Source organism: Rhodoplanes sp. P11 (assembly GCF_964266735.1).
GTDB classification, from domain to species: domain Bacteria; phylum Pseudomonadota; class Alphaproteobacteria; order Rhizobiales; family Xanthobacteraceae; genus Rhodoplanes; species Rhodoplanes serenus.
The window spans coordinates 650,276-662,350 of the sequence record NZ_CAXWGY010000001.1 but is presented as its reverse complement, the minus strand read 5'-3'; the positions used below and the strand labels follow the sequence as shown (position 1 = coordinate 662,350).

Sequence of the window (12,075 nt, the reverse complement as noted above, 5' to 3'; positions counted from 1 at the left end):
ATGGAGATCCTGATCGCCGCCTCGATCGGCTTCCTCACCATGGCGGGCGTCTACCTGGTGCTGCGCCGGCACAGCTATCCGATGATCGTCGGCACCGCGTTCCTCTCCTACGCGGTGAACCTGTTCCTGTTCGCCATGGGGCGGCTGACGCTCGACCGGCCGCCGCTGGTCGATCCGGCCGCGCCCGGCTACACCGACCCGCTGCCGCAGGCACTGGTGCTCACCGCCATCGTCATCTCGTTCGGGATGACGGCCCTGATCGTCGTTCTGGCGCTGCGCGGCTTCCTGGAGACCGGCTCCGACCGCCTCGACGGCGGCCCGCCGCACGAGCCCGAGGCCCCGGGGGCTGACCGCGCCGGAGGCCCGGCATGAGAGCGCTGATCGTCGCTCCCATCGTGCTGCCCGCCCTCACGGCGGCGCTCCTGGTGCTGGCGCTGCGCCACCGCCTGGACGCGCAGCGGATCGTCTCGACCGTGTCGACCGGCCTGCTGGTCGTCGTCGCCGCGCTCCTCTACGCGACCGCGCGCAGCGGCCCGCCGCTGTCCTACGATCTCGGCGACTGGCCCGCCCCCTTCGGCATCACCCTGGTGCTCGACCGGCTGTCAGCGACGCTGGTGCTCGTCACCGCGCTGCTCGGCGCCGCCGTGCTCGCCTACGCGCTCGCCGGCTGGGACCGCCGCGGCCGCCACTTCCACCCGCTGTTCCAGTTCCAGCTCATGGGGCTCGCCGGCGCCTTCCTGACCGGCGACGTGTTCAACCTGTTCGTCTTCTTCGAGGTGATGCTGATCGCCTCCTACGGCCTGCTGCTGCACGGCGGCGGCGCCCGCCGGCTCAACGCGGGGCTGCGCTACGTCGCCGTCAATCTCGTCGGCTCGACCCTGTTCCTGTTCGCGGTCGGCCTCATCTACGCCGTCACCGGCACGCTCAACATGGCGGATCTGGCCGCCAAGGTCGCCACGGTGCCGACCGCCGACGCGGCACTGCTGCGCACCGGCGCGCTGCTGCTCCTCGTGGTGTTCGCCCTCAAGGCGGCGCTGGTGCCGCTGCACTGGTGGCTGCCGGGCTCCTATGGGGCGGCGCCCGGTCCGGTCGCGGCGCTGTTCATGGTGATGACCAAGGTGGGCGCCTACGCGATCCTGCGCCTCTCCACCCTGGTGTTCGGGCCGCAGGCCGGTGCGTTCTCGGATCTCGCCGCGCCCTGGCTGATGCCGGTGGCGCTGGCGAGCCTGGCGCTCGGCGCGGTCGGCGTGCTGGCGAGCCGCAGCCTGGTGGCGCTCGCCGGCTTCTCGGTGGTGTGGTCGATGGGCTCGCTCACCGCGGCGTTCGGCATGCTCGATGCCGGTGGCATCGCGGCGGGGCTCTATTACCTGATCCACAGCACGCTGTCGGGCGCCGCCCTGTTCCTGGTCGCCGACCTGGTCGGCCGCGCCCGTGGCTCCTATGCGGACCAGCTCGTGCCGGCACCGGCGCTGCCGCGCCTGGGCTCCCTCGCGGTGCTGTTCTTCGTCGCCGCCATCGCGGTCACCGGGCTGCCGCCACTGTCCGGCTTCCTCGGCAAGCTCCTGGTGCTGGCGGCGACCGGAACGGCACCGGCCGCGCCATGGATCTGGGCGATGCTGCTGGCCACCAGCCTCGTGGTGATCGTCGGCTTCGCCCGCGCCGGCAGCACGCTGTTCTGGAAGACGGTACCGGGTCCCGCCCCGCAGGTGGGGCCGCCGACCCCGATCGGCGTGGCGATCGCGGTGTGCGCCGGGCTGGTCGCCGCCACGGCGCTGCTCGCCGCCTTCGCGGGCCCGGTCACCGACGAGCTCGCCGCCACCACCCGGCAGGTGCTCGACACCGAGGCGTACCGCAGCGCCGTGCGCCCGATGCGGACCACCTTGCAGAGCGACACCGGCGCCGTCGATCCGGGAGCGCAGCCATGAGGCGGCTCGTTCCGCATCCGGTTCTGAGCGTCGTGATCGCTATCGTGTGGCTGGCGCTGGTCAACAGTGCGGCGCCCGGCCATGTGCTGCTCGCCGCCGTGCTCGGCCTGGCGATCCCCCACTACAGCAACCGCTACTGGCCCGACCAGGTGGTGATCCGCCGGCCGCTGCGGATCGTCGACTACATCGCGGTGGTGGCCTGGGACATCCTGATGTCCAACGTCCAGGTGGCGTGGCTGGTGCTGTTCCGCTCCGGCCCGCGGCTGCACTCGGTGCTGATCACGGTGCCGATCGACCTGCCGCATCCGACCGCCATCACGGTGCTGACCGGCACCATCACGATGACACCCGGCACGGTCAGCGCCGATGTCGCGGCGGACGGCCGCGCCGTCCTGGTCCACTGCCTCGACGCCGACGACCCCGACGCCGTGGTGCACCAGATCAAGGACCGCTACGAGCGACGCCTGAAGGAGATCTTCGCATGATCGAGACCGCCTGCATGATCGCCATCGTGGCGATCAGCGCCGCGGCGCTGCTCAACCTGTACCGGCTGGCGGCCGGGCCCGACGTGCTCGACCGCGTGCTGGCGCTCGACACGCTGGTGATCAATGCCATCGCGCTCGTGGTGGTGGCCGGCATCTGGTTCGCGTCGCCGGTCTATTTCGAGGCGGGGCTGCTGTTCGCCATGGTGGGCTTCCTGTCCACCGTGGCGTTCTGCAAGTATCTGCTGCGCGGCAACGTGATCGAGTGAGACGGTGATGGCGACGGTGGTCGAGATCGTGGTGGCGGCCCTGATCGTGATCGGGGCGTTCTTCCTGCTGGTCGGCTCGCTCGGGCTCGCCAAGCTGCCCGATCTGATGCGGCGCCTGCACGCTCCCACCAAGGCGACGACGCTCGGCATCGGGGCGACGCTCGTCGCCTCGATGATCGCCTTCACGGCGGCCACCGGGTCGCTCTCGGTGCACGAGCTGCTGATCGCCGTGTTCCTGTTCCTCACCGCGCCGGTGACGGCCCACATGATCGCTAAGGCCCACATGCTGCGCCACCCCGCCCTGCAACAGCAGCTCCCCTCGCTCCCCGGCACCGGCTGGGCGACGCTGGCGCCCGCGCCGGTCGACCCGGAGACGCCGCGCACCGGCGAGATGCCGCCGGCCCCCTGACGGCGCCTCGGCGCTCGGCCTCGGCGCTCCGCCTCAGCGCTCCACCCGGCCGAGTGCGGCGGTCAGCCGGTCGAGCGCCTCGGCCAGCATCGGCCCGCCGCACACCGTCAGCATCTCGGGAACGACGAGGCGGCGCTCCGGCGGATAGAGGCGATCGAGCGCCGGATGCAGCAGGAACGCCTGGCCCTGATCCTCGGCCACCGGAGCCGCCGCGGCGACCAGCACCAGATCGGGGCGGGTGGCGACGATCTCCTCCAGCGAGGCGAAGCCGCCCGCCGCGAAGCCGAGCTCGGCCGCCGCATTGACGAGGCCGACGGCAGCCAAGAGCGAGCTGATCAAGCTGTCGGCGCCCGGCACCCAGCCCCGCCGCGACACCGCGAGCACCCGCAGGCCGGAGCGCGACGCCGCTGTCCGGGCACGGGCGAGCGCCGCGTCGATCGCGGCGTTGCGGGCCGCCGCCCGCTCCGGATGGCCGACCAGCGCGCCCATGCGGGTGATCTGCTGCTTGGCCTCCTCGATCGAGCGGACGATGTCGAAGTCGACCACCCGCAGGCCGCGGCGCGCCAGCATCTCGCGGGTGGCGCGGCGCTCGAAGCGGCCGGCGACCACGAGGTCGGGCTTCAGCACCATGACATCCTCGGCGCCGCCCGACAGAAGCGGGTGACGCGCCGCGTCGGCCGCCGCCCAGGACAGCGTCGGGTCCCGCGCATAAGGACTGAGCCCGATGATCTGCTCCGGGTCGGCGAGCGACAGCAGCAGCTGATCGGTGCACAGGTTGAGCGAGGCGATGCGGCGCGGCGCGGCGGCCGGCTCCGAAGCCGGCTCGGCGGCCAGCACGGCCGCCGGCGCGATCAGGGCGGCGACCGTGAGAATCGTCGCCGCAGCAGCCACCAGGCGGTCGATCAGACCGCCGACCACGGCACGATCACCGGCTGGCCCTCGTGGCCGCTGCGGTAGGCACCGACCCGGAACACCTCGGCGAGCGGCGCCGGGCCGAGCGCCACGCCGGGCACGTCGTCGCCCACCAGGCGGCCCGCCTCCAGCACCAGCACGCGGTCGGCGAAGCGTGCCGCCAGGCCGAGGTCGTGGGTGACGACGATCACCACGGCGCCGGCGCGGGCGGTGCGCTGGAGCAGCGCCAGCACCTCGATCTGGTGATAGGGGTCGAGCGACGCCACCGGCTCGTCGGCGAGCACCACCGGCGCCTCGACGGCGAGCATGCGGGCGAGCGCGACGCGGCTGCGCTCGCCGCCCGACAGCGCCGTGACGCGACGGTCCGCGAAGGCGACCACGTCGGCGGCCCGCATGGCGCGGTCGACCGCCTCGGCGTCGCGGCGGCCGAGCCGGGCCGGATCGGTGGCGCCGTGCGGATAGCGGCCGAGCGCCACGATGTCGCGCACCGGCAGCGGCCAGTGCACCACATGGCCCTGCGGCAGATAGGCGAAGCGGCGGGCGCGCTCGCGGGCCGAGAGCCCGCCCATGTCGTCGCCGCCGAGCATCACCCGGCCCTGCGCCGGCACCAGCCCGGCTAGTGCCCGGAGCAGCGAGGTCTTGCCGGCCCCGTTGGGACCGACCAGCGCCGCGAGGTGGCCGCGCGGCAGCGCCAGCGAGACGTCGTGAACCACCGGGCGGCCGCCGAGGGCGACCCGCAGACCGTCGGCGACCAGATAGGGTGCGGCGCTCATCCGAGCCCGCCCCCGAGGGCGCGGCGCTCCCGCATGATCAGCCACAGGAAGAAGGGGACGCCGATCAGCGCCGTCAGCACGCCGACCCGGACGCTGGTGGTGGCCGGCAGCAGCCGCACCGCGATGTCGGCGGACAACAGCAGCGCGGCGCCGCCCAGGGCGCTCGGCAGCATCAGCCGCGCCGGATCGTAGCCGACCAGCGGCCGCACCAGATGCGGCCCGATCAGCCCGATGAAGCCGATGGTGCCGGACACCGCGACCGAGCCGCCGACGCCGAGCGCCACCCCGAGAATGACGAGGAGACGGGTGCGGGCGACGTCGACCCCGAGGCTCGCCGCCGCCTCCTCGCCGAGGCCGAGTGGCCGGAAGGCGTGGCGCTGCGACGCCAGCACGGCGGCGCCCGCCACGATGAACGGCAGGGCCAGCACCACATGGCGCAGGCTGCGATCCTCCAGCGAGCCCAGCAGCCAGAACGAGATCTCCAGGGCCGCGAACGGATTGGGCGCCAGATTCATGGTCAGCGCCGTGCCGGCGCCGGCGAGGCTCGACAGCGCGAGACCGGACAGGATGAGGAGCAGCAGCGAGGCGTTGCGGCCGGCGACCACGAGCAGGGCGAAGACCGACACGAAGGCGGCCGCGATGGCGGCGATCGGCAGCACGAAGGACAGGACGTCGGCAAGCCCGGTGGCGATCACCAGCACGGCGCCCAGCGCCGCCGCCTGCGGGGCGCCGAACAGCTCGGGCGCCGCCAGCGGGTTGCGCAACAGCCCCTGGAGCGCCGCTCCCGACAGGCCGAGCGAGGCGCCCACCGCGGCCGCCAGGATGGCCCGCGGCAGCCGGATCTCCTGGACGATGATGCGGGTCTCCTCGGTGCCGCCGCCGGCGAGCGCCGCCAGCACGGCGCCGGGCGACACTCTCACCGGGCCGATGCCGAGCGACAGCAGCAGCAGGAGGACGACCAGGCTGCCCAGCAGCAGCACCGGAAGCCGTTCGAGGACGCGCAGCCGCACCCCGGTGGTGCCGGCCGTCGTTGCCGCATCGGTGCCGTCCAAGACGCTTCCTCCGTCGACCCGCCGTCGAACGAGCGCAAAACCGGGCAGGCGTGGAGCGCGAGCGGACGCGCGGGCCTGCCGTCGCCGGCCGGTCTCCTGGCTCGCGGATCGGGTCGTCCGCCTTCCCGGCCCCCGGGGTGGGGACCAGTGGCATCGGGACGATAGGCTCCGCTCACAGTTGCGGGGGCAGCCGCGGACTTGGGCGCAGTCCAAAGGACGAGCCCGCACCGCGTTCCCGTTTCACCTCTCGGTCGAGAGGCACCGGCGACGAGCCATATAACCATGCGGGCCGCGGCCGCACAAGGACGCGAGCCGGCCCGGCCGCCCCTGGAATCCGCAGCCGGCGCGGTATGATGGCGGTGATTCCGTCGCGGCCGGGCCGCCGCGCGGGCGACGCAACCGACCGAGCCCGCAGCCAATCCCGATGCTCGACTTCGCCGACCGCAGCCTCGTCCTCGTCGTCGCCGCCTGCCTGGAGGCGGCGGTCGCCTATCCGGACCCGCTGTTCCGGGCGATCGGCCATCCGGTGACGTGGCTCGGCGCCGTGATCGCCACCCTCGATCGGCGGCTCAACCGCCCCGACATCGCGGACGCGAGGCGGCGGGCCGCCGGCGTCGCCACCGTGGTCCTGCTGCTCGGGCTGGCGATCGCGGCCGGGCTGGTGATCGAGGCGATCGCGGTGGCGACGGCACCGCTCGGCGCCGTGCTGGCGGTGCTCGCCGCGACCAGCCTGATCGCCACCGGCAGCCTCGATCGCCATGTCGCCGCGGTCGCCCGGGCGCTCGACCAGGACGGCCTCGCCGGGGGTCGCCGCGCGGTCGCCCGCATCGTCGGCCGCGATCCCGCCACCCTCGACGCCGCCAGCGTCGCCCGCGCCGCCATCGAGAGCCTGGCCGAGAACGCCTCCGACGGCGTCACCGCGCCGGCCTTCTGGTTCCTGGTCGGCGGCCTGCCCGGCATGCTGGCCTACAAGGCGGTCAACACGGCCGACAGCATGATCGGCCACAAGACGCCGCGCCACCGCGCCTTCGGCTTCGCGGCGGCGCGCCTCGACGACCTCGTCAACCTGCCGGCGTCGCGGCTGACCGGGCTGATGCTGGTCGCCGCCGCCGCGGTGGTGCCGGGCGCCTCGGCGGCCGGGGCCTGGCGGGCGATGCGGCGTGACGCCCGCCGCCACACCTCGCCCAATGCCGGCTGGCCGGAGGCCGCCATGGCGGGGGCGCTGGGCCTGCGGCTCGCCGGTCCGCGGATCTATGGCGGCATCGGCGTCGACGCCGCCTGGATGGGCGACGGCCGCGCCGAGGCGACCGCCGACGACATCGTCCGGGCGCTGCGGCTCTACCGGGTGGCCTACACGGGTGCTGTCGCGCTCGTCGCCGCGGCGGCGCTGCTGCTCGTCGTCTGATACGAGATCCGGCTGATCCGTTGGATGGTCATTCCGGAAGCGGCGAAGCGGCTGTCCGGAATCCAGCCGAGAGTCCAGAGTCTGCCGCGCGATGACGTGTTTCGCTGGGTTCCGGGTTCGCGGGCTGGTCGCCCGCGCCCCGGAACGACGGCGAACTAATCACCCGGAAACAGTCTGAGCCGGCGCCGAGAGAGCGCCCGTCACCGCGGCGACGTCGGCCTCGAGGCCGAAGACGCGCGCCGCATTGGTCGACACCATCGCCCGGATCGCCGCGTCGTCGTAGCCGAGATCGAGGCAGAGCCGGACCCCGCGGCGGAATCCTTCGAGCGGCGAGAACACGCCGGTCTGACCCAGATCGGAGCACAGGATGGTGCGGTCGACGCCGGCCGCGTCGATCAGCGCCCGCAGGTCCTCGGCGCTGCGCGTCTTGAACTTCGAGCCTTCGAGGAACATGCACAGCGAGTGCTCGACATGGGCGCCGAGTCGCACCAGGCCGCGCACGTCGTCGAGCGTCGCCTCCACGATGTCCTCCGGATGGGTCAGCACCAGGCGGGAGACGCCGCGGCGCTTCGCCTCCTCGAACACCACCCAGGTCTCGCGGATATGCAGGTGGCCGCTCGCCAGCACCATCCCGGTCTTGGCGACGATGTCGAGGATCGCCTTGGTGTCGTCGCGCACGGTGCCGTCGGGATCGAGCACCGGCACGCCGACCGCCGGCCGCACCTTCTGGGTCGAGGCCGGATGCACCCAGGACGAGGTCTTCTCCCAGCGCAGGTGATGCTCGGCCGCCAGCGTCGGCATGAACACTACCTTGCCGCCCATCGCGGCGGTGTGCTCGACCGCCCACGGATTGAGGCCGCCGACCACGTTGTTGAGGGCGATGCCCGAGTAGATGCGGGTCCGCAGCTCGGGGAAGTTGGCCGTGATCAGCGCCGCGGTGGCGACGCCCGCATAGTCGTGGTCCTTGGTGATCACCGCGGCGAAGCCGGCCTCCGACATCTGCCGCACCAGCGCCAGATGGTCGAGGCCGCGCGGCGCGATCGACGGGCCGGAATGGACATGCGGATCGATGGCGCCGACGAGCAGCCGCGCGATGCGCGCCTCGTCGACCAAGGGGGTGGCGGTGCTGGTCATGCTGGTCTCTCTGGTTCATCGCCGCGCGACGCGGCCGGGCCGTGCAGCGCGGCGAAGCCGCGCCCTCAGGCCGGCATCGGATAGTCGTCGGCGTTGCGCACCACGCCCTGGCGGAGGAAGTCGAGCCGCGGCGGCGCGAACACGTCGACGAGGCGGCCCATGGGCGCGATGTTGCGGCTGGTGTGGATCACGGTCGGCGGGATCACGGTAACGGACGGGCTGCCGATCTCGGCGTGCAGATCGTCCACCCAGTCGTCCATGTCGGGCGTCCACGGCGTGCGCAGATGGTGAACCCAGGTGCTCTCCAGCGCCAGCGACGCCTGCTCGAAGTCGGCGTGCGAATGCGGGCTGAGCTTGTGGACATTGCGCGGCGCCGTCCACGGCACCAGCGGATTGACCATCAGGTTGGCGGTGCGGAAGACGCGCAGGAACGAGCCGTCGGTGACGTGATCGGCGAGCACGTAGTTGCGCAGCCGATAGCCGTCCTTCGGGGCCGGGCCGCGGCCGAGCGGAGCGACCAGCGGGGCGCCGGCCGCGTAATCGGCCGCGTTGACGGCGCGCGCCGCGAGATCGGCGGCCTCGGCCGAGAAGATGCGGGCGAGCGTGCCGGCGCGCCGCGCCACGACCCGGCTGTCGCCGGGCGGCACGATGGTGAGGGTGTCGGGCGCCGCCTCGACGGTCTCGGTGCCGGCCGTGACGGTGGCGGCGAGATCGTTGGCCAGCAGCACGTATTCGTCGGGGTTCTGCCGGGTCAGCACGGCGCCTTCCGCCACTTTGGAGACCGTCACGACGAAGTTGGCGCCGCGGCAGATCCAGGTCTCGACACCCGGTGCCGTCTCGCTCGGCGGCGTGTCGTAGAAGCGGGCCAGCACGGGCGGCAGCGGGCGGTTTCCGGTGGACATCGGGGATCTCCGCAAGAGGATGGACGGCGGCGCCCGCACCAGGCAGGCGCGGCGTGATCAGGACGTGGGCACCAGGGCATCGGCGGCCTGGCGCAGCAGGCTCTGGTCGGAGCCGAGGACGATCCATTCGACACCACGCGCCGCGAAGCGATCGCGCTCGGCCGCGTTGGCGACGAACATGCCGACCGTCTTGCCGGCGGCGCGGCCGATGGCGATCACCTTCTCGGCCGCCTCGGTCACGGCGGGCGCCTGCGGGCTCTCCAGCCCCATCGAGAGGGCGAGGTCGGCATAGCCGATGAACAGGCCGTCGACGCCGTCGACCGCCGCGATGGCGGCGGCGTTCGCCACCGCCTCGGCGCTCTCGATCTGGCACATCACGAAGGCGCCGGCGCCGGCATCGAGCGACTGCGTCATCGACAGGGTGCCGTAGCGGGCGAAGCGCGGCGAGCCGGAGAAGCCGCGGACGCCGCCGCGATGGCGTGTCATCGCCACGACGTCGCGGGCGATCGCCGGCGTGTCCACATGCGGGACGAGCAGGCCGGCGGCGCCGATGTCGAGCGTCGAGAGCACGGTCGCGGACCGCACCTCCGGGATGCGGACCGCGAGCGGCAGGCCGACCGCGCAGCTCGCCATCATCATCAGGTCGAGCGTCGTCCGGTCGAACGGCGCGTGCTCGGCGTCGATTACCGCGAAGTCGAGTCGGCTCAGGCCGAGGATCTCGACGACCTGCGGCGACGCGGTCTTCACGAAGGTGCCGATCCGCAGGCCGTCGCGCGGCATCGTCGGCAGGGTCAAGGGCATGGTGGTCCTCGGCAGGTGTAAGGAGGACGAAGGAGGCGGCCACCTTGGGCGACCGCCTTGGTCCGTATTACGATAATTTTTTCTGCTGTAAGATATACGTGAGAATGCGGAGCCGCAATCTGTCTCGCCGGTACAGAGCGGAATTCGCCCGCCGTCGTCCGGGCTCCGCCACGGTTCCCGAGGAAACGTATTTTCTATTCTTACTCCGAGATTTAACTGATCTCCATCGGTGGGGCGAAAGGCTCCGGACCCTGCCCACGCCGCCGGATCTCCATTAGGAGAGCAGCCTCGCTCATGGCCGCCGCGCGGCAGCGAGCCGCTTGACGGTACCGACAAACGGGCTCTAGGAATATCTCAGAACAAAAAATTGTCTCGTATAGCGTGACCAAAGATGATCACGCCTACGACACCTGGCGGGTGCGCCCGCTCTCGCGCACCCCGCTTTCGCCACGCGCCGCCCCCGTCGGCGCTCGCGGGCGCGGCCGTCCGGCCCCGGCCGTCCGCACCCGGCCCACATCGCTCCGGTCACCCGACCGGGCCCGGCCGATCGTCCCGAGACCGGCCGACGTGACACCGACACCGACCCGGGGAGGTCCGGATGATCTACCTGCCACGCTCGAACTTCGCGGCCAACCAGGAGCCGCAATGGCGCGTCTACAACAGGATCGCGGCGCGCCTGCTGCCGTTCCTGCTGGTGCTCTACGTCATCTCGTTCCTCGACCGGGTGAACGTCGGCTTCGCCAAGCTCCAGATGTCGGTCGACATCGGCCTCAGCGACGCGGCGTTCGGGTTCGGGGCGGGCGTGTTCTTCCTCGGCTACTGCGTCTGCGAGATCCCGAGCAATCTCGCGCTGCAACGCTTCGGCGCCAAGATCTGGATCGCCCGCATCATGATCGTGTGGGGGCTGATCTCGGCCGGGATGATGTTCGTCACCACCGAGACGCAGTTCTACGTGATGCGCTTCCTGCTCGGCGTCGCCGAGGCGGGCTTCTATCCGGGCATCATCCTGTATCTCACCTACTGGTTCCCGGCCCGGCTGCGCTCGCAGATCTGCGCCATCTTCTTTCTCGGCATCGCCTTCTCGGGCGTCATCGGCGGCCCGCTGTCGGGCTGGATCATGCACACCTTCTCGGGCGTGCAGGGCCTGCACGGCTGGCAGTGGATGTTCCTCATCGAAGGACTGCCGGCCACCATCGGCGGCATCGTGGCGTTCTTCTATCTCGACGACGGCCCCGCCAAGGCGAAGTGGCTGAACGACGACGAGCGCCGCCTGGTGGTCGATGCGCTGGTCGCCGAGGACCTTCAGAAGAAGGCGGCCGGCTACGGCCACCGCTTCCTCGACGCCATCAAGGACGTCAATGTCTGGCTGCTCGCCATCACCAACTTCTCGCTGCTCGGCGGCACCTACGGGCTGTCGTTCTGGATGCCGCAGATCGTCAAGGATCTCGGCGTCAACAACCTGCTGATCAACGGTCTCCTGACCGCCATCCCGTTCACCGCCGGCAGCATCGCCATGATCGTCGTCGGCAAGCACTCCGACCGTCACGCCGAGCGCAAGTGGCACACCGCGATCTGTGCGTTCGTCGGTGCCGCCGGCCTGGTGCTCAGCGGCATGTTCGGCCACAATCCCTACATCTCGCTGTTCGGCCTGTCGGTCGCGGTGTCGGGCGCCCTCGCCGGCCTCGCGGTGATGTGGGCCTTGCCCGCCACCATCCTGACCGGCGCGGCGGCTGCCGCCGGCATCGCCCTGATGGCGACCATCGGCAATCTCGGCGGCTACACCATGCCGTTCATTCTCGGCTGGGTGAAGCAGCTCACCCGCCAGGTCGAGTTCGGCCTCTATGCCATGGCGGCCATGATGGTGATCGGCGGGCTGGTCATGCTGATCATCCCCAAGCTGCGGCAGAATGCCGGCTCCGCCGCCACCTCGGCCGAGCCCGCCGAGCAGCCGGGCCCGGTCGCCTCGACGCTCTGATTGCTCCGACTTGCCGGCCGACCTACAAGACGGGTT

At 71.9% G+C, this 12,075-nt stretch carries 13 protein-coding genes and 1 riboswitch; of the genes, 7 read left to right on the top strand and 6 right to left on the bottom strand.

Annotated features, from left to right (window positions below):
- Genes ACFQUV_RS03005 through ACFQUV_RS02985 form a run of 5 tightly spaced genes read left to right on the top strand, consistent with a single transcriptional unit; the run spans position 1 to position 3,085 of the window.
- Positions 1-372, top strand: a complete 372-nt coding sequence (locus ACFQUV_RS03005; RefSeq protein WP_111384924.1) for a Na+/H+ antiporter subunit C — start codon at positions 1-3, stop codon at positions 370-372.
- Complete coding sequence (locus ACFQUV_RS03000; protein WP_378394130.1) at positions 369-1,925, top strand: monovalent cation/H+ antiporter subunit D; 1,557 nt, start codon at positions 369-371, stop codon at positions 1,923-1,925. The genes ACFQUV_RS03005 and ACFQUV_RS03000 overlap by 4 nt, the downstream gene beginning before the upstream one ends.
- Complete coding sequence (locus tag ACFQUV_RS02995; RefSeq protein ID WP_129607687.1) at positions 1,922-2,410, top strand: Na+/H+ antiporter subunit E; 489 nt, start codon at positions 1,922-1,924, stop codon at positions 2,408-2,410. Before ACFQUV_RS03000 ends, ACFQUV_RS02995 begins: the two co-directional genes overlap by 4 nt.
- Positions 2,407-2,676 (top strand): K+/H+ antiporter subunit F, encoded by a 270-nt coding sequence (locus ACFQUV_RS02990; protein ID WP_111384921.1) that lies wholly within the window; start codon positions 2,407-2,409, stop codon positions 2,674-2,676. Before ACFQUV_RS02995 ends, ACFQUV_RS02990 begins: the two co-directional genes overlap by 4 nt.
- Positions 2,677-2,683: 7 nt before the next feature.
- The gene (locus ACFQUV_RS02985; RefSeq protein ID WP_129607688.1) at positions 2,684-3,085 is read left to right on the top strand and encodes a Na+/H+ antiporter subunit G; all 402 of its coding nucleotides are present in this window, start codon (positions 2,684-2,686) and stop codon (positions 3,083-3,085) included.
- A gap of 33 nt (positions 3,086-3,118) precedes the next feature.
- Here the strand turns inward: ACFQUV_RS02985 and ACFQUV_RS02980 are convergent, their stop codons facing one another.
- From ACFQUV_RS02980 to ACFQUV_RS02970, 3 genes are read right to left on the bottom strand one after another with little or no spacing between them, the layout of a single operon-like run.
- Positions 3,119-4,003 (bottom strand): ABC transporter substrate-binding protein, encoded by an 885-nt coding sequence (locus ACFQUV_RS02980; protein WP_371851659.1) that lies wholly within the window; start codon positions 4,001-4,003, stop codon positions 3,119-3,121.
- Positions 3,988-4,770 carry an ABC transporter ATP-binding protein gene (locus tag ACFQUV_RS02975; RefSeq protein WP_129607689.1) on the bottom strand — a complete coding sequence of 261 codons (783 nt, stop codon included), beginning with the start codon at positions 4,768-4,770 and terminating at the stop codon, positions 3,988-3,990. The genes ACFQUV_RS02980 and ACFQUV_RS02975 overlap by 16 nt, the downstream gene beginning before the upstream one ends.
- The gene (locus ACFQUV_RS02970) at positions 4,767-5,780 is read right to left on the bottom strand and encodes an iron ABC transporter permease (RefSeq protein WP_129607714.1); all 1,014 of its coding nucleotides are present in this window, start codon (positions 5,778-5,780) and stop codon (positions 4,767-4,769) included. The genes ACFQUV_RS02975 and ACFQUV_RS02970 overlap by 4 nt, the downstream gene beginning before the upstream one ends.
- 110 nt (positions 5,781-5,890) lie before the next feature.
- Positions 5,891-6,103: riboswitch (cobalamin riboswitch) on the bottom strand.
- Positions 6,104-6,246: 143 nt separating this feature from the next.
- On the opposite strand from ACFQUV_RS02970, the gene cbiB reads away from it, so the two are divergent.
- Positions 6,247-7,227 (top strand): adenosylcobinamide-phosphate synthase CbiB, encoded by a 981-nt coding sequence (gene cbiB / locus ACFQUV_RS02965; protein WP_129607690.1) that lies wholly within the window; start codon positions 6,247-6,249, stop codon positions 7,225-7,227.
- A 159-nt stretch (positions 7,228-7,386) separates the two neighbouring features.
- Here the strand turns inward: cbiB and ACFQUV_RS02960 are convergent, their stop codons facing one another.
- From ACFQUV_RS02960 to ACFQUV_RS02950, 3 genes are all read right to left on the bottom strand, one after another.
- The gene (locus ACFQUV_RS02960) at positions 7,387-8,361 is read right to left on the bottom strand and encodes a DUF6282 family protein (protein WP_129607691.1); all 975 of its coding nucleotides are present in this window, start codon (positions 8,359-8,361) and stop codon (positions 7,387-7,389) included.
- A gap of 65 nt (positions 8,362-8,426) precedes the next feature.
- Positions 8,427-9,263 carry a hypothetical protein gene (locus ACFQUV_RS02955; RefSeq protein WP_129607692.1) on the bottom strand — a complete coding sequence of 279 codons (837 nt, stop codon included), beginning with the start codon at positions 9,261-9,263 and terminating at the stop codon, positions 8,427-8,429.
- Between the two features lie 57 nt (positions 9,264-9,320).
- Positions 9,321-10,064 carry an HpcH/HpaI aldolase/citrate lyase family protein gene (locus ACFQUV_RS02950; protein ID WP_207211358.1) on the bottom strand — a complete coding sequence of 248 codons (744 nt, stop codon included), beginning with the start codon at positions 10,062-10,064 and terminating at the stop codon, positions 9,321-9,323.
- A gap of 598 nt (positions 10,065-10,662) precedes the next feature.
- Between ACFQUV_RS02950 and ACFQUV_RS02945 the strand changes: the two genes are divergently transcribed.
- Entirely contained in the window at positions 10,663-12,039 is a 1,377-nt protein-coding gene (locus ACFQUV_RS02945) for an MFS transporter (RefSeq protein ID WP_129607693.1), read from the top strand.
- Positions 12,040-12,075 lie beyond the last annotated feature (36 nt).

What these genes read in the sequence shown, in the direction of transcription:
- ACFQUV_RS03005 (WP_111384924.1), top strand. Translation starts at nt 1, where the DNA reads ATGGAGATCCTGATCGCCGCCTCGATCGGCTTCCTCACCATGGCGGGC.
- ACFQUV_RS03000 (WP_378394130.1), top strand. Translation starts at nt 369, where the DNA reads ATGAGAGCGCTGATCGTCGCTCCCATCGTGCTGCCCGCCCTCACGGCG.
- ACFQUV_RS02995 (WP_129607687.1), top strand. Translation starts at nt 1,922, where the DNA reads ATGAGGCGGCTCGTTCCGCATCCGGTTCTGAGCGTCGTGATCGCTATC.
- ACFQUV_RS02990 (WP_111384921.1), top strand. Translation starts at nt 2,407, where the DNA reads ATGATCGAGACCGCCTGCATGATCGCCATCGTGGCGATCAGCGCCGCG.
- ACFQUV_RS02985 (WP_129607688.1), top strand. Translation starts at nt 2,684, where the DNA reads ATGGCGACGGTGGTCGAGATCGTGGTGGCGGCCCTGATCGTGATCGGG.
- ACFQUV_RS02975 (WP_129607689.1), bottom strand. Translation starts at nt 4,770, where the DNA reads ATGAGCGCCGCACCCTATCTGGTCGCCGACGGTCTGCGGGTCGCCCTC.
- cbiB (WP_129607690.1), top strand. Translation starts at nt 6,247, where the DNA reads ATGCTCGACTTCGCCGACCGCAGCCTCGTCCTCGTCGTCGCCGCCTGC.
- ACFQUV_RS02960 (WP_129607691.1), bottom strand. Translation starts at nt 8,361, where the DNA reads ATGACCAGCACCGCCACCCCCTTGGTCGACGAGGCGCGCATCGCGCGG.
- ACFQUV_RS02955 (WP_129607692.1), bottom strand. Translation starts at nt 9,263, where the DNA reads ATGTCCACCGGAAACCGCCCGCTGCCGCCCGTGCTGGCCCGCTTCTAC.
- ACFQUV_RS02950 (WP_207211358.1), bottom strand. Translation starts at nt 10,064, where the DNA reads ATGCCCTTGACCCTGCCGACGATGCCGCGCGACGGCCTGCGGATCGGC.
- ACFQUV_RS02945 (WP_129607693.1), top strand. Translation starts at nt 10,663, where the DNA reads ATGATCTACCTGCCACGCTCGAACTTCGCGGCCAACCAGGAGCCGCAA.